General features: G+C 51.6%; 15 protein-coding genes and 1 tRNA gene. 5 read left to right on the forward strand and 11 right to left on the reverse strand.

From position 1 onward, the window contains the following. Positions 1-161: 161 nt before the first annotated feature. Complete coding sequence (locus J0A68_RS14205; RefSeq protein ID WP_206578885.1) at positions 162-542, reverse strand: GxxExxY protein; 381 nt, start codon at positions 540-542, stop codon at positions 162-164. Positions 543-1,085: 543 nt separating this feature from the next. On the opposite strand from J0A68_RS14205, the gene J0A68_RS14210 reads away from it, so the two are divergent. Next, positions 1,086-2,321, forward strand: coding sequence for a multidrug effflux MFS transporter (locus J0A68_RS14210; protein ID WP_206578886.1), 1,236 nt, complete (start codon positions 1,086-1,088; stop codon positions 2,319-2,321). Positions 2,322-2,457: 136 nt separating this feature from the next. Continuing rightward, entirely contained in the window at positions 2,458-3,603 is a 1,146-nt protein-coding gene (locus J0A68_RS14215; protein WP_206578887.1) for an ATP-binding protein, read from the forward strand. Between the two features lie 66 nt (positions 3,604-3,669). On the opposite strand, the gene J0A68_RS14220 is transcribed toward J0A68_RS14215, so the two are convergent. Further along, complete coding sequence (locus J0A68_RS14220) at positions 3,670-4,500, reverse strand: alpha/beta fold hydrolase (RefSeq protein WP_206578888.1); 831 nt, start codon at positions 4,498-4,500, stop codon at positions 3,670-3,672. A 240-nt stretch (positions 4,501-4,740) separates the two neighbouring features. On the opposite strand from J0A68_RS14220, the gene J0A68_RS14225 reads away from it, so the two are divergent. Then, positions 4,741-7,374 (forward strand): valine--tRNA ligase, encoded by a 2,634-nt coding sequence (locus J0A68_RS14225; protein WP_206578889.1) that lies wholly within the window; start codon positions 4,741-4,743, stop codon positions 7,372-7,374. A 120-nt stretch (positions 7,375-7,494) separates the two neighbouring features. On the opposite strand, the gene J0A68_RS14230 is transcribed toward J0A68_RS14225, so the two are convergent. The 3 genes from J0A68_RS14230 to J0A68_RS14240 form a co-directional block, all read right to left on the reverse strand. Further along, entirely contained in the window at positions 7,495-8,301 is an 807-nt protein-coding gene (locus tag J0A68_RS14230; RefSeq protein ID WP_206578890.1) for a 3-keto-disaccharide hydrolase, read from the reverse strand. A 74-nt stretch (positions 8,302-8,375) separates the two neighbouring features. After that, positions 8,376-9,428, reverse strand: coding sequence for a M42 family metallopeptidase (locus J0A68_RS14235; RefSeq protein WP_206578891.1), 1,053 nt, complete (start codon positions 9,426-9,428; stop codon positions 8,376-8,378). Positions 9,429-9,548: 120 nt separating this feature from the next. Then, on the reverse strand, positions 9,549-11,432 hold the full coding sequence (locus tag J0A68_RS14240; protein WP_206578892.1) for an amidophosphoribosyltransferase: 1,884 nt from the start codon (positions 11,430-11,432) through the stop codon (positions 9,549-9,551). A gap of 317 nt (positions 11,433-11,749) precedes the next feature. Between J0A68_RS14240 and J0A68_RS14245 the strand changes: the two genes are divergently transcribed. After that, a complete protein-coding gene (locus J0A68_RS14245) occupies positions 11,750-12,067 on the forward strand; it encodes a hypothetical protein (RefSeq protein WP_206578893.1) in 318 nt (105 codons plus the stop codon). An 84-nt stretch (positions 12,068-12,151) separates the two neighbouring features. After that, on the forward strand, positions 12,152-13,573 hold the full coding sequence (locus J0A68_RS14250; RefSeq protein WP_206578894.1) for a sigma-54-dependent transcriptional regulator: 1,422 nt from the start codon (positions 12,152-12,154) through the stop codon (positions 13,571-13,573). Position 13,574: 1 nt separating this feature from the next. On the opposite strand, the gene J0A68_RS14255 is transcribed toward J0A68_RS14250, so the two are convergent. From J0A68_RS14255 to lepA, 6 genes are all read right to left on the reverse strand, one after another. Then, the gene (locus J0A68_RS14255) at positions 13,575-16,079 is read right to left on the reverse strand and encodes an ATP-binding response regulator (protein WP_206578895.1); all 2,505 of its coding nucleotides are present in this window, start codon (positions 16,077-16,079) and stop codon (positions 13,575-13,577) included. A gap of 48 nt (positions 16,080-16,127) precedes the next feature. Continuing rightward, positions 16,128-16,670 carry a DsrE family protein gene (locus J0A68_RS14260; protein ID WP_206578896.1) on the reverse strand — a complete coding sequence of 181 codons (543 nt, stop codon included), beginning with the start codon at positions 16,668-16,670 and terminating at the stop codon, positions 16,128-16,130. A gap of 159 nt (positions 16,671-16,829) precedes the next feature. Then, positions 16,830-16,913 (reverse strand) — tRNA-Leu (locus J0A68_RS14265). Positions 16,914-16,994: 81 nt separating this feature from the next. Continuing rightward, a complete protein-coding gene (gene folD, locus J0A68_RS14270; RefSeq protein ID WP_206578897.1) occupies positions 16,995-17,879 on the reverse strand; it encodes a bifunctional methylenetetrahydrofolate dehydrogenase/methenyltetrahydrofolate cyclohydrolase FolD in 885 nt (294 codons plus the stop codon). A gap of 75 nt (positions 17,880-17,954) precedes the next feature. Next, a complete protein-coding gene (locus J0A68_RS14275) occupies positions 17,955-18,317 on the reverse strand; it encodes a four helix bundle protein (RefSeq protein ID WP_206578898.1) in 363 nt (120 codons plus the stop codon). Between the two features lie 44 nt (positions 18,318-18,361). Beyond that, positions 18,362-20,149 (reverse strand): translation elongation factor 4, encoded by a 1,788-nt coding sequence (lepA, locus tag J0A68_RS14280; RefSeq protein WP_206578899.1) that lies wholly within the window; start codon positions 20,147-20,149, stop codon positions 18,362-18,364. Between the last annotated feature and the right edge of the window lie 191 nt (positions 20,150-20,340).

Here is a 20,340-nt window from a genome sequence, read left to right on the forward strand (position 1 = left end):
TCGACCCATTAAAACCTGTGTGCGGCATGAAGGCCTGTGGAAAATAGGAAGGCAGGACAGCGACTTTTCTTCTTCTATTTCTCCCACAGATCGACACGGAAAAGGACACAGATAGCCACGGATAAGTAAATCTGTGATCGCCTATTGGGATCTCTATCCGCCTATAGATAGCCGTTGATTTTTCTAAAAATTCCTTCTTGAATTTTATCACAATTGAAATTCACAAGTAGTCCAAGCTTTAGACCCGAAAGTCTCAAATAGGTCAGGATTTGTTTGTGATGCACCTCCAGGATATTTTCCACAGACTTGATCTCAACAATCACTTTCTTTTCAACAAGCAAATCAATTCGATAGCCCACTTCCATTTTCAATTCATTGTAAATTAAAGGAAGCCCGACTTGATGCTCTACATTTAATCCAGCTTGAATCAGCTCATAGCCCAAAGCGGCTTCGTAACTAGATTCCAAGAGACCCGGACCGAGGGAATTGTAGACCTTAAAAATTGCCCCGCGAATCAAAAAAGTAAGTTCGTTTTCATGCATGACCTAAATTACTAAAATACGCATTCACAGAGCTGGATTCTGTGATTTTCAATCCGTGGAAACTTGCCTTCTGCAAGCAGGTCTGTGGAGAAAACTTTTGCAACAAATCTCTTTTTCCCACAGATTATCCCAGAAAACTACACGGACTTACACGGAAAGCATAATCTGCGCGAATCTGTGACTTTAATCCGTGAAAATCTGTGGGAGATACTATTACATCGCCACTTCATTTCCCACAGGTCATCGCAGAAAACCACACTGATTCACACAGAAGGGATGGATGTGTTCGAATCTAAGATTTCAACCGGTGGAAAGCGGCTCGTCCACCTACAAAATATTCTTTGGATCCCATCCAGTAGTCCCCCGCGCGATCAGCATCCAAAGCTGGCTTTCGAAGGAATCCTTCTGCTACAATCCAAATACCCCGAATTCTGAAAATCAATATTTTAAATATGGCAAAGATATTGGAGATCAATTGCGAACTTTGCAAGCAACCAGCCTGTTCACCAATCATATCATTTATCCAAAAGCCTTTTTTTCGTTTTGGGAAGTCAGTTCAACAAGTGGGAATATTTTAAGATCGTCTTGGTCTTGGGCGCGCTGTGTACCATCAGCCCCTTTTCCATAGACATGTACCTGCCGGGCTTCCCCGAGATGTCCCGCGACCTTCGTACGCCCATCGCCAGCATACAGCTCTCCCTGACCGCCTACCTGGTCGGGATTGCCATCGGACAGCTTTTTTATGGGCCGCTTCTGGATAAGTATGGAAGAAAAAAACCGCTTTATATCGGGCTGGGTATCTACGTCTTGGCCTCCATCGGATGTGCGCTTTCCCAGTCTGTCGAAAACCTGATCCTGATGCGCTTCCTCCAGGCCATCGGCGGCTGTGCGGGCATGGTCTCCGCCCAGGCGATTGTCCGGGACATTTTCCCGGTGGGAAAGACCGCGCAAGTCCTTTCCTTGCTGACTTTGGTCATCGCTGTTTCACCGATGATCGCGCCGACGGTGGGTGGTTTTGTGACCGCCTATTACAATTGGCACTGGAACTTTATCATCCTTGCAGCCCTGACCGTGATCATCTGGATCGGAGCGGCCACCGTATTGCCCAATGGCGCAGAGCCCGATCCGGAAGTCTCCCTGAAGCCCAGTAAAGTCTGGAAAAACTACGGCGTCGTGCTCCAAAACCGCCAGTTTCTCGTCTACATGCTCGTAGGCGGATTGGCCGGTGCGGCTCCCTTTGCCTACATCGCCAGCTCTGCGGATGTCTTTATGAACATCTACCAAGTAAGCGAACAGACCTACGGCTGGATCTTTGGCATCTTGGCTTTTGCGATGATCGGCTCCACGCAGCTCAACCATTTTCTCCTGAAAAAATTCAAGAGCCAGCAGATCATCCACTTCTCGATGCACTACCAGGTTTTCACCGGAATCCTGCTCATCATCGGGATCTATGCCCAGCTGCTCAACGTGTACACCTTGGTCGGCCTGATGTTTCTCTTTCTCACCGCCCACGGACTCAACAGCCCCAATACGGCGGCGCTTTCCTTGGCTCCTTTTTCGAGAAATGCCGGCAGTGCGGCGGCTTTACTGGGAAGTATGCGCATGGCTATGGGCGGAGTGGTATCGGCGATCATCAGCTTTTTCCACGACGGGACAGCGCTCCCTATGGTCGTAGGCATGGCGGCCTGTGCCGCGGCTGGCTTTGTCATTCTGAAGGCCGACGAGCAGATCCCCGGCACGATCAGCAAGAGCTGGAAAGGCTCTGCGATGGGGGGATGAGAAAAATCAGACCGAGTCCACTCGCCTCTACTTTATAGCCTGTAAAAATCTAAGCATCAATATATTGATGAACATATTACTTGGATAATCCTCATTTTTTGTACAATTTTGGAATACAATTCCAAAATTGTACAAAATGGATTATTTTGACCGACACATTAAGGATAAAGCCCTCAGTTTACTCGGGAAATTCCCAATCCTTGCAATCACCGGGCCTAGACAATCCGGCAAGACCACTTTCGCGAGAAGGCTCAAACCTGAATATACTTACGTCAACTTGGAATTGCCGGAACTCAGGAGTTTCGCCAAAACAGATCCCTTGGCTTTTTTGAGAAACTACCAAAACGGGGTAATCCTAGGCGAAATCCAGTGGGTTCCGGAGCTTTTTTCCTATCTCCAAGTATTGACGGACGAAAGGAATATCGCGGGAGAATACATCCTCACAGGCTCCCAAAACTTTCTGCTTTCCAACCAGATCACACAATCTCTGGCCGGTAGGGTAGCTATGCTCAACCTACTCCCCTTTTCCATGCATGAACTTGGAGATCTGGCGAAGGGCCAGTCTTGGGAAACACTGGTGGTTAACGGGGGATACCCAAGGAAATTCCAGTTTGACATCGCCCCCAGTGACTACTACCCCAACTATATCCAGACCTATATAGAACGGGATGTCCGCCAGATTCTGAACGTGATGGATTTAGGAAACTTCCAGAAGTTCCTACAGCTTTTGGCAGGAAGAACTGGGCAGGTTTTCAACCAAAGCGGCTTCTCCAATGAGCTGGGAATTGACCAAAAAACCGTGAACTCTTGGCTATCGGTATTGGAAACTTCCTTTATCGCATTCAGGCTCCCGTCCTACTATCGAAACTTCAACAGGCGGATCCTGAAAACCCCAAAAGTCTACTTCTACGACACCGGGGTGCTCTGTAGCCTACTCGGTATAAAAAGACCGGAAGACCTGAACCTGCACTTTGCCCGAGGAGCCTTGTTTGAAAACTTGGTAGTATTGGAATTGATGAAAAAGGAATTGAACAAGGGAAATATTCCATCCTTGTACTATTGGCGTGACAACCATCAAAACGAGGTGGATCTCTTGCAGGAAAAAGACGGAGAACTGTTGGCGATCGAGATCAAGTCCTCCGAAACCTTCCATGCGGACTTTCTGAAAGGCCTCAAATACTTCCAAAAGTTTGCGCCAGAAAGCAAGGCAAGGCTGATCTATGCCGGCCAGCTGAACCAGGAGCGAGACGGTATCCAGATCGGCAACTACTGGAAAATCTGACTGACAAAGGAGAAAAGCCGCGTCTCCTTCCTGAAAACGCGGCTTTTCTTTTTTCGGATCTTCTCCCTATTTCTTCAGAAAGCCAACCAACAGCTCGTTGAGCCTATCTCGGTGGGTAAGGTTCAGGCCGTGGGGAGCACCCTTGATGAGTTCATAGGTGTTATCGGCGATTCCTTTTGCAGCCTGCTCAGCAGAAGTCTTGTAAGGAACTATATTGTCCGCATCGCCATGCACGATGAGCGTGGGAACGGTTACGTTTTTCAGTTCGGGTCTGAAGTCCGTCCCAGCCCAGGCCTCCGCTGCTTTGATGGTCGCGATGGGCGAAGCGTGGGAAGCAATGGAGAAATCATAGTCCAGATTCGCCTGGCTGAGCTTGTCTGTGTTTTCGTCGTAGTTGTAGAAATTCTTGTGGAAGTCCTTCAGGAAGCCGATCCGGTTGGTCTTCAGCGTGGCTAAGATTCCGTCCAGGTCCTTTTGCGGCACACCGTCGGGATTGTCCTTTTTTTGAGCTACCAAGGGAATGATCGAAGCGATCAAAGCGGCCTTTGCGACACGGTCGGCACCATAGTCGGTGAAGTAGCGCACCACTTCTCCACCACCCATGCTGAAGCCTACCAGCGTCACGTCTTTCAGATCCAGGTGCAAAATCAATTGGCTAAGGTCCTGCGCCAAAGCGCTGTAGTCATAGTCGCCCCAAGGCTGTGAGGAGCGTCCGAATCCTCGCCGATCATAAGCGATCACGCGAAAGCCTTCTTCCACCAGCGTCCGAATCTGCCCCTCCCAAGCCTGGTGGCTCAGCGGCCAGCCGTGGATGAGGATGACGGGCTTTCCCTTTCCATAGTCTTGGAAGAAAATCCGAACGGGCTCCTTCCCTTCTTTGTGTTTCAAAAATGGCATAACAGTAATTTTTTGGTTGAAAATCGATAAAAGATGCCCAAGGGCGAAGGGTGTGGCTTAGGACAATTGCTCCTTGGATACTCTCATTAAGAGCGAAGGGTTGCCAAACCGGCCGACAAAAAATAGTCCTGCATTCAGAAACTGCTCAAGCTTAGCACATGGAGCAGAGGTAAACCAGAACTTTGACCCGCCTTTTCCCCTTTTTCTGCTATTTTTGCCCCTTCGAAAAAACCCCAGAATATGTCTATTGCCAGCAAATACGATCCGGCCCAGGCTGAGGCCAAATGGTACGCGTACTGGATGGAGCACAAGCTTTTCTCCTCCCAAGTCGATCCCAACAAGGAACCCTACACCATCGTCATCCCTCCGCCTAACGTCACCGGTGTCCTCCACATGGGACATATGCTGAACAATACCATCCAGGACGTGCTCATCCGCCGCGCCCGTATGCAGGGCAAAAATGCCTGCTGGGTGCCCGGCACAGACCACGCCTCCATCGCCACGGAGACCAAAGTCGTGAACATGCTCAAGGACATGGGCATCGACAAAAAGTCCATCTCCCGCGAGGAATTCCTGAAATATGCCTGGGAATGGAAGGAAAAGTACGGGGGAATCATCCTCGAGCAGCTCAAAAAGCTCGGTGCTTCCTGCGACTGGGACAGAACGGCCTTCACCATGGACGAAGGCCTGAGCGATGCGGTGATCTCCGTCTTCGTTGACCTGCACAAAAAGGGCAAAATCTACCGCGGCATCCGCATGGTCAACTGGGATCCAAAGGGCCAAACCGCCCTGTCGGACGACGAAGTGATCATGAAGGAAATCGCTTCCAAACTCTACTACATCAAGTATCAAATCGAGGGAAGCTCCGATCAATTCCTCACCATCGCTACGACCCGTCCCGAGACCATCATGGCCGACGTGGCGATCTGCATCAACCCGAACGATCCCCGATTCACGCATTTGAAGGGCAAAACAGCCATCATTCCACTCATCAATCGCGCCATCCCGATCATCGAGGACGAGTACGTGGATATGGAATTTGGTACTGGCTGCCTGAAAGTGACTCCAGCCCACGACATCAATGACTACGAGCTCGGCATCAAGCACAAGCTGGAGGTCATCGACATCCTGAACGACAACGGCACGCTCAACGAGAAGGCCCAAATCCTCGTGGGCGAAGACCGCTTCATCGCCCGCAAAAAGATCGGCAAGCTCCTCGACGAAGTAGGACAGCTGGATAAAATCGAAGACTACAAGTCCAATGTCGGTCACTCCGAGCGCTCTGACGCCGTCATCGAGCCAAAGCTTTCCCTGCAGTGGTTTCTGAAAATGGACGAAATCACCCAGCCAGCTTTCAAATCCGTCATGGACGACGTGATCCAGCTCCATCCGCCCAAGTTCAAAAACATGTACCGCGTGTGGATGGAAAACGTCCGCGACTGGTGCGTGTCCCGTCAGCTGTGGTGGGGCCACCGCATTCCGGCTTTCTACTTTCCAAACGGCGAATACATCGTCGCCAAGACCGCCGAGGAAGCCTTGGTTCAGGGAAATGCGAAGTTTGCCAGCAGCTATACGCTCGCTGACCTAAAGCAGGACGAGGACGTACTCGATACGTGGTTCAGCTCCTGGCTATGGCCGATTTCGGTATTCGACACCGATGTCTTTACCACAGGCGAGCCAAACGAAGAACTGAAATATTATTACCCGACCAATGACCTGGTGACCGCTCCGGAGATCCTCTTCTTCTGGGTGGCACGTATGATCATCGCGGGCTATGAATATACGGGTGAAAAGCCCTTCCGAAATGTCTACCTCACCGGTATCGTCCGCGACAAGCTGGGCCGTAAAATGTCCAAATCCCTCGGTAATTCCCCCGATCCGCTCGACCTGATCGCCCAGTACGGCGCAGATGGCGTGCGTACAGGAATGCTTTTCTCCTCTCCTGCCGGCAATGATCTGCCCTATGACGACAAGCTGGTAGAGCAAGGAAGAAACTTTGCCAATAAGATTTGGAATGCTTTCCGACTGGTGAAAGGATGGGAAATCGATCCAAGCTTGGATGGCACTGCCAATGCGGCGAGTATCGCATGGTTTGAAAACCGATTCGACCAAGGCCTGACGGAGATCAACGAACACTTCGAGAAGTTCCGCATCTCCGACGCGCTGATGGCGACCTACAAGCTGGTTTGGGATGACTTCTGCTCTTGGTATCTGGAGATGATCAAGCCCGCCTACCAGCATCCGATCGATCAGGCGACTTACGACAAGACGATTATGATCTTCGAAAACATCCTGAAGATCCTCCATCCCTTCATGCCCTTTATCTCCGAAGAGCTATGGCACCAGATCAAGGAGCGAAGCGTCGAGGAGTCGCTGATCCTGGCTTCCTGGCCAGCTGCGCAAAGCTTCGACACGAAGATCATCGAGGAGGCCAACCAAGTCTTTGAAGTGGTATCTCAAGTGAGAAATCTCCGTGCGTCCAAAGGCATGTCGCCGAAGGAAGCACTGGACTTGACCATCAACACCAAAAACCCCGGGCTCTACAGCCGCTTTGAAGCGGTGCTGACCAAGCTGGCGAACCTGTCCTCTTTGGCTTTTGCGGAAAAAGTCGACAATGCCATGAGCTTTGTGGTGAAGGCCGACGAGTGCTTCATCCCGATGGGTGACTCCATCAATATCGAGGAAGAAAAAGCCAATATCCAAAAGGAACTGGAATACACCCGAGGCTTCCTCAGCTCAGTGATGAAAAAGCTGAGCAACGAGCGCTTCGTCGCCGGAGCTCCCGCCCAAGTCATCGAGATGGAGCGTAAAAAACAAGCCGATGCCGAGGCAAAGATCAAGGCCTTGGAAGAAAGCTTGGCAAAGCTGGGATAAACATTGGGGGCAACCTTTGAGGTCTTGCAGACCTCGAAGGTTTGAAAGGAAAGTCAAAAATCCGGAGTCAAGCGGCTCCGGATTTTTTGTTTTGCAAGGAAAATGATGTGAACTACCGACTTAATACAGCTCCCGAATCTCAATATTCTTAAACATTACCCCCTGCCCCTCACTTTGCAGGCCGATATAGCCGGACTTCAACGGAGTGCCATCCACTTTGATCGCTGGATCAAACCGGTTGGCGACGCCGCCGCCGATCTGGGGTTTGCCGTAGGTCAGCACGGTGTCGCCGTTGACCAGGTGATAGACGAGGGAGTCTCCATAGACGATGAGCTCCGCCTTCACCCACTCATCCCACTGGAAAGTCGGCGAGCTGGAATTGATGCAGTGGCGTGGATCGATCTTGCCCTCGTACTCGATGTCCGTGCCGGGAGAACACATATTCCCCGTGGGACGGGCTTCACCGGCTCTCTCCTCGGCGAGCATTTGGTACTCCACGGAGATCGGCCAGTCTTGTTCTTTGAGGATGGATTCCGGAGACTGGGAATGGTACATCACCCCGGAGTTGCGGTAGGTGTAGCTCGCGGCGTCCTCCAGCCACTCGTCGGTGAATCGGTATTCCCACTTCAGGTGGAAAGAGGAAAAAGGCTTTTCATAAAACAAATGTCCATAGCGCTCTTCAAAGGGGCCATATTCTCCATAGCTGACCAAGATCGTCCCGTCTTCCACGCGGAAGGTGTTTGCAAAATTGTCTCCAGCCTCGTGATGGTGGATCTTGGGTACCCAGCCAGTGAGATCTTTGCCGTTGAAGAGGGTCTGCCATTCACTGACAGGTTCTGGGGCAGGGCTTGAGGCTTCCTCTTTTTTGGCACAGGAAGCCAGCATCATACAGCTTGCGGCCATGAGGGACAAAATGGTAAGTTTCATGTTGGAAAAAACGGTGGTTTGGTGAAAAGTATGCCCCGGGAGGTCCGGGGCTCAAGTGATCTATCCTAGAGCGATCAATGCTTCCAGTCATAGCCGTCGACCTGCTCCAGGCAGGCCACTAGCAGGGCGATGGAGTCGGCGATGTCCTTTTTGTGAGCCATCTCGATCACCTGGTGCAGATGGCGGGTTGGGATGGAAATCGCCCCCGCAATGGCCCCCTGCTTGCCCATCCGCTGCACTCCGGCAGTGTCCGTGCCTCCGGCGGTGAGGATCTCCGGCTGCCAGGAAATCCCGGCTGAGTCGGCGGTCTTTTTCATAAAATCCACCATGCGATAGTCGCAGATCGTCATGGCATCCATGATCTTGACGGCAGTCCCTTTTCCCAGCTCTGTGACGCGCTCATGGGCCTGTGCCCCCGGCACATCAAAGGCGATGGTCGTATCCAGCGCAATCCCAAAATCGGGATTGATGCTGTGGGCGGCAACGTTGGCACCGCGAAGCCCCACTTCCTCCTGTACGGTAAATGTGGCGTACACGTCATAGGCGGGATTTTCCAATTGCTTCAGCGCCTCGATCAGGATGAAAACCGCCACGCGGTTGTCAATGGACTTGCAGTTGACGCAATCGCCCATTTCGATCAGCTCGCGGTCCCGGGTGACGGGATCGCCCACAGAGATAAACTTCTCCACCTCTTCTTTTCCCATCCCCAGATCGATGAAGAAATCGGTGGTTTTCGGGAGCTTGTTTCGTTCTTCCGGACTCATCACGTGGATAGGCTTGCTTCCCATCACGCCGACCAGGTCCTTTTTGCCATGCACGATCACGCGCTGTGCGGTGAGCGTCTTGGGGTCAAATCCGCCCAAGGTATGAAATCGCAGAAAACCATTGTCGTCGATATGGGTGACGATAAAACCGATCTCATCCATGTGGGCTGCCACCATCACGCGCTTGCCGTCGGGATTTCTTTTGCCCTTCTTGATGGCGATGACGTTGCCCAGGTTGTCGATTTTCACTTCGTCAGCCAGGGGGGTGACCAGCTCCACGACTAGGTCTCTCACTCTTTTTTCAAAACCCGGCGCGCCGGCGATTTCACAGACCTGCTTCAGCAGAGGTACGTTTATTTCCATTTTTACGAGGATTCAATTTCGCGCCAAATTAAAACTTTTGGGGGCATTGCCAGCCCCCAGAAATGTAAAAAGGCGCAAAGTCTGCACTTTGCGCCTTGGGATTGTTTTGTCTTGACGATGTCAGTAGGCCCGGACCGTCTTGCCTTCCATGTAGTTGACAAAGGCCTTGTTGACCACGCGGGTACCGCCGGAAGTGGGATAGTTGCCTGTGAAATACCAGTCACCTGTATGGTTTGGAATACACTTGTGCAGGTTGTCCACGGTCTGGAAGATGACCTGTACTTCCGCCTTGATCTCGGGAGAAGTGACGATCTCGCCTACTTTTGCGGATACTTCCTCGTCGGTGAAGTTGCTGTACACTTCTTTTACAAAGTTTTCGAAGTCGTAGGGATGGGCCACACACTGGTCGTAGACTTTGTCCAGTACGTTTTCCATCTTTCTCTCCTTGAGCAAAGCGATAGCCGCCCTGAAGGCAATAAACTCCTTCATTCTTGACATATCGATGCCATAGCAGTCGGGGAACCTGATCTGTGGAGCGGAAGAAACAATGACGATTTTCTTTGGATTCAGCCTATCCAGGGTAGTCAGGATACTTTTCTCCAAGGTAGTACCCCGCACGATGCTGTCGTCGATCACGACCAAAGTATCCACACCGGGCTTGATCACTTCGTAAGTGGTGTCATACACGCTGGAGACCATGGAGTCGCGATTGTCGTCGCTGGTGATAAAGGTACGCAGCTTCACGTCTTTGGAGACGAGCTTTTCCACCCGCGGACGGAAGCTCAGCAATTCCTCCAAATCCCCCATGTGGGGCTTTCCATCGAGGAAAATCTCCTTGCGCTTGGCTACCAGGTAATCCTCCAGCCCCTCAATCATCCCCAAAAAGGCGGTTTCGGCGGTATTGGGAATATAGGAGAAAACGGTGTTTTTGAGGTCAAAATCGATGGCCTTCAGAATCTGTGGGATCAGGGCCTTGCCGAGGTTCTTTCGCTCCTGGTAGATGCCCGGATCGGTACCTCGGGAGAAATAAATGCGCTCAAAGGAGCAGGATTTTTTCTCTCTGGCGGGCAAAATCTCCGCCTCCTCGTAGCTGCCGTCCTTGTTGACCACCAGCGCATGGCCTGGCTTGATCTCCTTGATGGAGTTGAAATCGATATTGAAGGCAGACTTGATCGCTGGCTTCTCTGAAGCAACGACGATCACCTCATCATCCGCGTAGTAAAACGCCGGACGGATACCAGATGGATCCCGCACCACAAAGGAGGAGCCGTTTCCGATCATTCCCGCCATGGCATATCCTCCGTCAAAGTCACGGCAGGATCTGCGCAGGATTCGGGCCACGTCGAGCTCGTTTTCGATGACGTGCGTGATCTGCTCGTTGGAATACTGATGCTTGTATTTGTCAAAAATCCGCTGGTTTTCCTCGTCCAGAAAGTGTCCGATCTTCTCCATCACGGTGACGGTGTCGGTTTTTTCCTTGGGGTGCTGTCCCAGCTGGACCAGCTTGCCGAAGAGCTCTTCGTTGTTGGTCATGTTGAAGTTGCCGGCCATCACGAGGTTTCGGCTCCTCCAGTTGTTTTGCTTGAGAAAAGGGTGGCAGGTCTCGATGCTGTTTTCCCCGTGGGTGCCATACCTCAGGTGGCCGAGCCACACCTCGCCGGTGAAGGCGATGTTGTTTTTGAGCCAGTCTCCATCGGTCAGCGCATCGTGTCCGCCGAGCTTCTTGGCCTTTTTGTACTTCTTGGCGATCTTGTCGAAGATGTCATTGACTGCCGAAGGCTCTATCGAGCGGTATCGACTGATGTAGCGGGTACCCGGCTGGGTATTCAGCTTGATGTTGGCAACTCCGGCGCCGTCTTGGCCTCGGTTGAGCTGCTTTTGCATCAGCACGTACAGCCTATTGGCTGCATAGGAGGCCGATCCGTACTTGTCAATGTAGTATTGAGGGGACTTGCGAAGCCTGATCATGGCTATGCCGCACTCGTGTTTTATAGCATCACTCATGGAGGGCGAATGTTCTATTGAGACATCAAAGGTAAGAGAATTCAAAAGATAATTTCCTCATAAAAAGTTCGGTTTTGAAGAATTTTCTATGGCTGTCAGATCATTAACAGATTGAGCCATTTAATTGCTTTTTTGGGCCTTCATCGCCTACAAGTCGGGGAGAGAATCCCCACTTTTCTCGTTAGATTTTTACCGAAATCCGCCCAAAAAACCCAAAATCCCCCTTGGCACATCCTTCGCAAAACACCTTAGTCAAAACTTGTCTTTTCCCGCAAACTGAAAGAAGACCGAGCCAAATTAACCAAACTACAACTACCATGAAAAAGACCGCCTTTTTGTCAGCCCTGATCGTGGCGGGTGCGGCATTCGCAGCCCCCACCTTAGCCTATGTGGCCCATGCGCCCGTAGCAATTTCGCTCCAGGAAGAACAGATCCAGATCAAGCCGGACGACCTGCCTACACCGGTCAAGCAGACCATCACCTCCGACGAATCGCTCAAAGAATATCCCGTCTCGGAAGCCTGGCAAAACAAATGCGTAGAAGGCAAGATTACCTATAGGGTATCCTTCGACAACGGCACCGCGGACAAACTCTGGAAAGCGTATGATCCAGAGGGCAAGGAAATTACCGAGTAAGTTGCTAGATCCCCTTTATTTTAAAAGCACCGGGCGCTAGTCTGGTGCTTTTTTTGTTCCTTTTGTATATTAAACGAAAAAAGGATGGCCCATATATTATTGGTTGAGGATGATTTGACTTATTCCAGGATTGTAAAGACGTTTCTGGAGAAAAACTCATTTGAGGTGGTAGCCACTACCAAAGTCAAAGAGGCCCAAAATATTCTTAACACCCGAAAGTTTGACCTGATCATCGCCGACTTCCGCCTTCCGGACGGTACCGGCATGGAACTCCTGCAATGGGCAAAAGCCCATTTTCCCCGACTGCAAGTGATCCTCATCACGCACTATTCGGATATCCGGATCGCGATCAAAGCGATGAAGCTGGGCGCATTTGAGTATATCACCAAGCCCATCAATCCCGATGAGCTACTGGCCACGGTCAAAGAATCCCTTTCCCACAAGTCTGAGGAAAGAAAAGCCGAACCGGTAAAAGAAACCGCCAAAGTACAGAAGGTCGCTCCAAGCTCCGGCTATGTGACCGGAGAGTCGCAGGAAGCCGAAAAGCTGGAAAAGCACATCCACCTGGTAGCCCCGACCGACCTCAGCGTATTGGTCCTGGGAGAGACAGGCACCGGAAAAGAACTGATTTCCAAACGCATACATGAGTTTTCCCAAAGAAAAGACGGGCCGTTTGTAGCCATTGATTGCGGGGCTTTGCCCAAAGACTTGGCGGGTAGCGAACTGTTCGGGCATGTCAAAGGAGCCTTCACAGGAGCGCTCGACAACAAAACGGGCCACTTCGAGTCTGCAAACGGAGGCACGATCTTCCTCGACGAGATTGGCAACCTGAGCTATGACGTACAGATCCAGCTCCTCCGCGCAATCCAAGAGCGGAAAATCAGAAAAATCGGAGGAAACAAGGAGATCGACATCGACGTGCGCATCATCGCCGCCACCAACGAAAACCTCACCTCCCAGTCCGGAGAAGGCGTCTTCCGCGAGGACCTCTATCACCGACTCAATGAGTTTACACTGTATGCCATCCCGCTCCGCCAGCGAAAGGCAGATCTGGAATTCTTCGTCAACGGCTTTCTTGCCGAAAGCAACGAACGCCTCAACAAAACCATCAAAGGGCTCAGCCCGGAGGTTTGGGAGATCTTCTACAACTACGACTGGCCTGGCAACCTGCGTGAGCTGAGAAACATCATCAAGCGGGCGGTCTTGCTTTCCTCGGGGGACAAGATCGAAAAGGAGGCTTTGCCACTGGAGCTGTACGACTCTGGCTTTCTCGCAGACCGCCCCGCCCCAACCGCTGCGCCGGTTTTCCAGCCTATAGCGAGCACTCCGAGCTTGGCCAGCTCTGCTCCTGCCCAAGACTACAAAACCCAGTGGAAAGAGCAGGAGAAAGAGCTTATACAGCGCGTGCTGCAAGACACCCGCTTCAACAAGTCCAAGACTGCCAGGATCCTGAACATGGATCGAAAAACACTGTACAGCAAACTCGAAAAATACGGCCTGGAATAGCTCAGGCCAATTCCGCTATCTTTTCTTTCAAAGCCTCCAAGATCTTCTTGGTCTCCCGATCAAGCTGGATCAGCGCGTCCTGTATGCCGTGATGGTTGTTGATCTTCAGGCTGTTCTCGATCTTTCTGGCGATAGGACCGGCTTGGCTTCGGATTTGGCCGAGGCGACTTCCCAACTGATGGCATATCTCCAGGATCTCCGACCATCGGTTGTTGAGACGGGCTCGGGTGATTTTTTGCAAATCATTCTCGGTGTCCCGAATCAGTTCGCGTACGATATCAGTCAGCAGCTCTTGGTCGCCCATGCAGAATTTCTCCAAGTCGGACAGGTTAAAAAGCTCGCCAGACACGGGCTCTGCCTGTAGCGGCGGGCGCTCGGAGAGCATCTCCAGCCGGGCTGGAAAAAAGCTGCCCAGGACGGAAATCAGCTTGCTTTCCTGGAAAGGCTTCAAAATCAGATTGTCGAAACCTTCCGCAAAAAGCCGCTCTTTTTCCTCCACAAAGACATTTGCCGTCATGGCGAGCAAAGGAAGGCTTTTGTATTGGGGAAAATTCTTGATGGCCTTGGCTACGTCAAAACCCGAAAACTCGGGCATCTGAATGTCTATCATCGCCAGATCCAGTTCTACCGGCTGAAATTCGTCGCGAAAAACATGGCCGCCGGGAAAGGAAATCACATTTGCCCCAAAGTAGAGCAAAACGGTCTCCAGATAGCGAAGGCCTATCCTGTCGTCATCCACGAGCAGCACATTCAGCCCCTTCAGATCGATGTATTCGGCACCTTCTTTCGGCTTGGAAGTTTCCAAAGCAGGGCTCAGAGCCATGGGAATACTCAGCCGCATGGTGGTGCCTTTGCCTGGGACGCTCTCGGCATCGAGCTCCCCATGCATCAGATTAGTCAACCGCTGAACGATGGACAGCCCAAGGCCTGTGCCTCCAAACTTCCTCGAGATGGAGGTATCCGCCTGGTCAAATTCCTGGAAGACCTTTTTCAGCTCCTCCGCGTTCATTCCAATCCCGGTATCCCGGATCTTGATCTCCAGATGGTCGTTGATCCAGGCGACGTCCACGGCCACAAATCCGTGCTGGGTAAATTTGAAGGCGTTGCTCAGCAGGTTGTTCATTACCTGTTTGAGCCTCAGCTCGTCCCCTACCAGCCAGTTTTCGTCGGGCAGGTTTAGCCTCCAGTGAAATTCCAGCTTCTTCTCCTTGGCAGTGAGTTCAAAAAAGTTTTGGATTGAGCCAAAGAGCTCGATGGGATCAAAGGGCTGCTTCTCCAGCTTCAGCTTACCGGCCTCCAGCTTTGAAAAGTCCAGAATATCGTCCACGATCTCCATCAGCGTATCCGAGGCAAACCCGATCATCTTCAAATGGGACTTTTGGTCAGACTCCATTTCGGATTTTTCCAAGATCGCTCGATAGCCCTGGATGACATGGAGCGGATTGCGGATCTCGTGGCTCATATTGGCCAAAAACTCCTGCTTGGATCTTGCCAACTGATCGGATTTCCGCCGTGACTCCAGGAGATCCTCCTGATAGGACCAGTTGAGGCGGATTTCCTTCAGCACGGAATAGACCAAGAACATCGTCCCAAAAACCGCGATGGCGACTACAATGATCAGGAAAAACGTGACTTCAAACACCAGCCCAGATGCTTGGCTGCTTTGTTCGCCGGAAGCCAGGATAGCTTTAGACTGAAGGTCTCCAATGAGGGTTTGTATCGTATTTCCAATTTCGTTTTGCTTTTGGGAAAGGTCTGCCTCCATAATGGCCAGCTTTTGGCGCTGGGAGGTCTCCTCGCGGTAGATCCTGCTGATGACGCCCCGGAGGGAATACAGCACGCTGTCGGGATTAGGAGCACCGGAAGAGGTAGTAGGCAGGGGCGCATTTTGCTCTTGAAGCTTTCGCAAATAGGCAACCAGCTGATCTTCGTCCCGAGTGATCATCCCGGACCGAAGATCCTGGCGGCTGGTCTTTTGCTGCTGGAGCTCGTTGTAAATGTAGTTTTTGGGATTGAGCTCCTGAAGCGGGCGAAATTCCAGGCTTTGGGCCCTTCTCCGGATTCCCAGCTCCACACGATTAAGCGCCTCCTGGGAAAAATTTCTGGTTGCTTGGTTACGCTTTACTTCATAGAGGTCCACGTAGCCGTTGATCAATACGGCAAGGTTGTCCCGGATTGTCTGCACGCTCTGCTGCTCCAGCGTGTCGGCTGCAAGCTGGTCGAGCTGGTCGAGCTTACCCTGGAGCAGGGAAATCGTGGAATCGTTGACCCTGACGTCGGCCTTCACGCTATCCCCAGCCACCCTTGTGATCCTAAAAATCTCCGCCTGGAGGTTGTTCAGCAAGTCCAGCTTCTGGTTTGGCTGGGCAAGCTGCCTGACGGATTCTTCCAGTTGGTTTAGGGTAAAATAGGTAAGCCCGGCAACACTGATCAGGATGGACACCGCGATAAAAAATCCTGCGGCAACTTTTCTACCCGTGGAAGTAATTGAGGTAAAGGGCTTCATGTATTTCAACTGTGAGCTTTTGGCAGCCCAACAATTATTCCAAAACTTTTAAAACTTCAACAAAATGTACCCTTGGGGCACATAGGTCGTGATCGTAGTCAATGCGGAATGGGCTACCCGCACACCCGGCCAGAGATCGGCCGTCTTCAGGTTTCGGGCTACCATGGACTGCCCGCAAACCATAATATCGGCCCCCGCGGCCTTCAGCGCCTCATATACCTTGAGGTTAGGATTGGATGTTTCAAACCGCTGCTGGTAGTTTTCGTCATTGAGCAGGGTAAAGATCGCCCCGCCATGGACCACCACTTTGACCTTTAGCCTATCTCCAGGTACGCCCGCCAGGCCGTGGAGGTTCATCATCCTGGCGATGTTGTCCACCCAGCGCGACACCTGCTTGTTGTCATCGGCCCCGGTGGAGAGGTCCACGAGGATCTTGTATTCCAGACTGGGATCCGGACGCTCGCTTGCGTCGGGGATTTCGTAGATACCGCCAAAACCCTTCACTATCGGAAACTGGGGCGTTTGGGAGTAGGCCTGCCAAGCCAAGGAAAGGAAAAAGACTAAAAGAGCTGGTTTGAGAACGTATTTCATGAAAGTATATTTTCCTGAAAATAACCAAAAAACATTTCAAACGAAGGGAATTGGAAAAAGCCGGAAAATATACGGCAGGTCTATTCGGGTATGACAAAAAGTAGTACTGCACGAACTGAACAAAAAAAAGGCCCTGGATTGCTCCAGAGGCCTTTTCAGTGCGCATGAGAAGATTCGAACTTCCACACCCGAACGGGCACCACCCCCTCAAAGTGGCGTGTCTACCAGTTTCACCACATGCGCGTCTTTAGGGTCTGCAAAAGTAGAAATCCATTTCAATCGATGCAAACGCAACTCGAGGATTTCTGAACTTTTTTTTCGGTTTTATCCAAAAACTTTCTTCTCCGCAGACTGGAGAGTATTGTACAGGAGCGCAGCGATGGTCATCGGCCCTACCCCTCCCGGTACCGGGGTGATGGCGGAGGCCTTTTCGGACACTTCGTCAAACTTCACATCGCCGATCAGTCGGAATCCCGACTTCTTGCTGGAGTCCTCGATTCGGTGGATCCCCACGTCGATCACGACCGCTCCCGGCTTCACCATATCTCCCGTCACAAACTCCGGCTTGCCGATAGCCACGATCAGAATATCCGCACTACGGCAGATTTCGGGCAGGTTTTGGGTTTTGCTGTGGGTCAGGGTCACCGTGGCATTGCCTGGATAGCCATTTCTGCCCATGAGGATGCTCATCGGACTTCCCACAATGTGGCTACGTCCGATGACGACGCAGTGCTTGCCCGCCGTCTCGATCTCGTAGCGCTTCAGCAGCTCCACGATGCCATAAGGGGTCGCAGCGACATAGGCTGGCCAATTGAGGGTCATACGACCGACGTTGGCGGGTGTAAATCCGTCCACGTCCTTCTCGGGCTTGATCTTGTTGGTAACCTTGTCCACGGAAATATGCTTGGGCAACGGCAGTTGCACGATCAAGCCGTCGATGTCCGCGTCGTTGTTGATGTCTTCCACCACTTTGAGGAGTTCCTCCTCAGAAACAGTGGCTTCCAGACGCACAAGTGTGGACTTAAACCCCACTTCTTCGCAGGCCTTTACTTTAGCTCCCACGTAGGTTTGGCTGGCACCATCGCTTCCCACCAGCACCGCAGCCAAATGCGGGATCTTTCCGCCCTCGGCTTTGATCTCTGTCACGCGTGCGGCTATTTCGTTCTTGATTTCGGCAGATGTTTTCTTTCCGTCTATTAGGATTGGCATATCTTCAATATTGGATGTTTTTCAATAAATACGAGCTACGAAACTAGAGATACGGGGAATGATGAAACCTCACCCTTATTTTGGAAAATTCGTCCTTGCAGTTTTAAGACTTGCGACCAAGATTGCAATCAATTCATTGACCTCGATCAGCAACGTTTTAAATTCCTCTACAAGGGTCTGATCCCTATTCACTCTTTGCAATATTTCCAGAAAATATTCGCTCTCGTCAGCTTCTTCCTCCGCAATCTTCAATTTGTTGATAAAATCGGCGTTGGATTTCCCCCTGAGCGCTGCTCTGTAGTTTGCTCCAATTGAGCTTGAACAGCGCAGCAGTTGGTTGACATAGTTGTTATACTCCCTACTGTTGGGAATCTTTGAGCACAAGAGCCAAACATCGATAGCAAACTTCTTTGTTCTGTCTTTCAGTGATTGGCTCATACGCTCAACTATCCGAGTAACACCGTATTTCGTTCTTCGTACTTCTAGTCTAATTTTAGCACTGCCATAAACGCCTCCTGGGGGATCTCGACGTTGCCGACTTGCCTCATGCGCTTCTTGCCTTTTTTCTGCTTTTCGAGGAGTTTACGCTTTCTGGAGATATCTCCACCGTAACATTTCGCCAACACGTTTTTGCGAAGCGCTTTCACGGTCTCCCGGGCGATGATTTTCTGCCCAATGGCCGCCTGAATGGCGATCTCAAACATCTGGCGCGGCACGAGCTCCTTCAGCTTTTCGCAGAGTCGCTTGCCCCAGTCGTAGGCCTTGTCCCGGTGCACCACCGCCGACAGCGCATCCACGGGTTCGCCGTTGAGCATCACGTCCAACCGTACCATGTGCGACTGCTGATAGCCGATGAGCTCATAGTCCAGGGAAGCATAGCCTCTGGAGATGGTTTTCAGCTTGTCAAAAAAGTCGAAAACAATCTCCGCCAAGGGCATATCAAAGGTCAACTCAACCCGCTCAGAGGTGAGGTAAACCTGGTTTTTGATCTGTCCGCGCTTGTCCATGCAGAGGGTAATCACGGAGCCGACGTACTCGGCCGCAGTGATGATGGATGCCTTCACATAGGGCTCCTCGATGTGCTTCATGCGCGTGGGGTCCGGCATGTCGGATGGCGCGTTGATGAGCTGGACCTTATCGTCCGTGAGCAGCGCCTTAAACTGTACCGAAGGCACAGTCGTGATCACGGTCATGTCAAACTCGCGCTCCAGTCGCTCCTGGATGATCTCCATGTGGAGCATACCGAGGAATCCGCATCGGAATCCGAAACCCAAAGCCGCTGAGGTCTCCGGCTCCCACACGAGCGAGGCGTCGTTAAGCTGAAGCTTCTCCATCGATGCGCGGAGCTCCTCATAGTCAGTGGTCTCCACAGGATAGATCCCCGCAAAAACCATCGGCTTTACGTTTTCAAAACCTTGAATCGCCTCTGCGCAAGGGCGCTTGATGTGGGTGATGGTGTCCCCCACCTTGATTTCCTTGGCAACTTTCACCCCGGAAATCAGATAGCCTACATTCCCCGCTGACATGGTCTGCTGTGGGATCTGGTTGAGTCCCAAAATCCCGATTTCGTCGGCTTCATATTCTCGGCCGGTATTGACAAATTTGATCTTGTCACCCTTGCTGATCGTACCGTTGAAGATTCGGAAAATCACCTCCACTCCGCGGAATGAATTGTACACGGAGTCGAAAATCATGGCTTGAAGCGGTGCTTCTGGGTCGCCCTTCGGCGCGGGGATTCGGGTCACGACGGCTTTTAGGATGTCGTCGATTCCTATGCCTGCTTTGCCGGAGGCCAAAATGATATCCTCCCGATCACAGCCGATCAGGTCGATCACCTCATCGGCAACCACTTCCGGATCTGCGCCGGGAAGGTCAATCTTATTCAGTACGGGAATGATCTCCAGATCGTGGCCCAGTGCCAGATATAGGTTGGAAATGGTCTGAGCCTCCACGCCTTGGGAGGCATCCACGATCAGGAGCGCGCCTTCGCAGGCGGCAATCGAGCGGGATACTTCGTAGGAAAAATCGACGTGTCCCGGAGTATCGATGAGGTTGAGGATATACTCCTCCCCTTCGTGTTTGTATTTCATCTGGATCGCGTGGGACTTGATCGTGATGCCACGCTCCCGCTCCAGATCCATGTTGTCCAACAACTGGTTTTGCATATCCCGATCCGCTACGGTGTCGGTAAACTGCAACAACCTATCCGCCAATGTACTCTTCCCATGGTCGATATGGGCGATGATACAGAAATTCCTGATGTTCTTCATAAGCATTCGTGGCGCAAAAGTAGTAAAAAATACAGGATCGGCAGAAGGGAATTTGAGAGGATGGATAAGGAAATGGACTTTGGGAAAAAGTCCCGACATTCAAAATTCAACGCAGGCTTGGCGGCACTTTGGTCGCCCGTGCTGAGCACTGGAGCTACGGGAGTAGCGTATACCGAAGTATCGGTCTTCCA

Origin of the sequence: Algoriphagus oliviformis (genome assembly GCF_017254915.1) — a bacterium.
Classification (GTDB): Bacteria; Bacteroidota; Bacteroidia; order Cytophagales; family Cyclobacteriaceae; genus Algoriphagus; species Algoriphagus oliviformis.

Bases quoted from the DNA above. Each gene is read 5' to 3' on its own strand.
- J0A68_RS14260 (WP_206578896.1), bottom strand. From the start codon at position 16,670: ATGAAATACGTTCTCAAACCAGCTCTTTTAGTCTTTTTCCTTTCCTTG.
- lepA (WP_206578899.1), bottom strand. From the start codon at position 20,149: ATGAAGAACATCAGGAATTTCTGTATCATCGCCCATATCGACCATGGG.
- J0A68_RS14220 (WP_206578888.1), bottom strand. From the start codon at position 4,500: ATGCCATTTTTGAAACACAAAGAAGGGAAGGAGCCCGTTCGGATTTTC.
- J0A68_RS14255 (WP_206578895.1), bottom strand. From the start codon at position 16,079: ATGAAGCCCTTTACCTCAATTACTTCCACGGGTAGAAAAGTTGCCGCA.
- J0A68_RS14230 (WP_206578890.1), bottom strand. From the start codon at position 8,301: ATGAAACTTACCATTTTGTCCCTCATGGCCGCAAGCTGTATGATGCTG.
- J0A68_RS14215 (WP_206578887.1), top strand. From the start codon at position 2,458: ATGGATTATTTTGACCGACACATTAAGGATAAAGCCCTCAGTTTACTC.
- J0A68_RS14240 (WP_206578892.1), bottom strand. From the start codon at position 11,432: ATGAGTGATGCTATAAAACACGAGTGCGGCATAGCCATGATCAGGCTT.
- J0A68_RS14245 (WP_206578893.1), top strand. From the start codon at position 11,750: ATGAAAAAGACCGCCTTTTTGTCAGCCCTGATCGTGGCGGGTGCGGCA.
- folD (WP_206578897.1), bottom strand. From the start codon at position 17,879: ATGCCAATCCTAATAGACGGAAAGAAAACATCTGCCGAAATCAAGAAC.
- J0A68_RS14225 (WP_206578889.1), top strand. From the start codon at position 4,741: ATGTCTATTGCCAGCAAATACGATCCGGCCCAGGCTGAGGCCAAATGG.
- J0A68_RS14250 (WP_206578894.1), top strand. From the start codon at position 12,152: ATGGCCCATATATTATTGGTTGAGGATGATTTGACTTATTCCAGGATT.
- J0A68_RS14205 (WP_206578885.1), bottom strand. From the start codon at position 542: ATGCATGAAAACGAACTTACTTTTTTGATTCGCGGGGCAATTTTTAAG.
- J0A68_RS14235 (WP_206578891.1), bottom strand. From the start codon at position 9,428: ATGGAAATAAACGTACCTCTGCTGAAGCAGGTCTGTGAAATCGCCGGC.
- J0A68_RS14275 (WP_206578898.1), bottom strand. From the start codon at position 18,317: ATGAGCCAATCACTGAAAGACAGAACAAAGAAGTTTGCTATCGATGTT.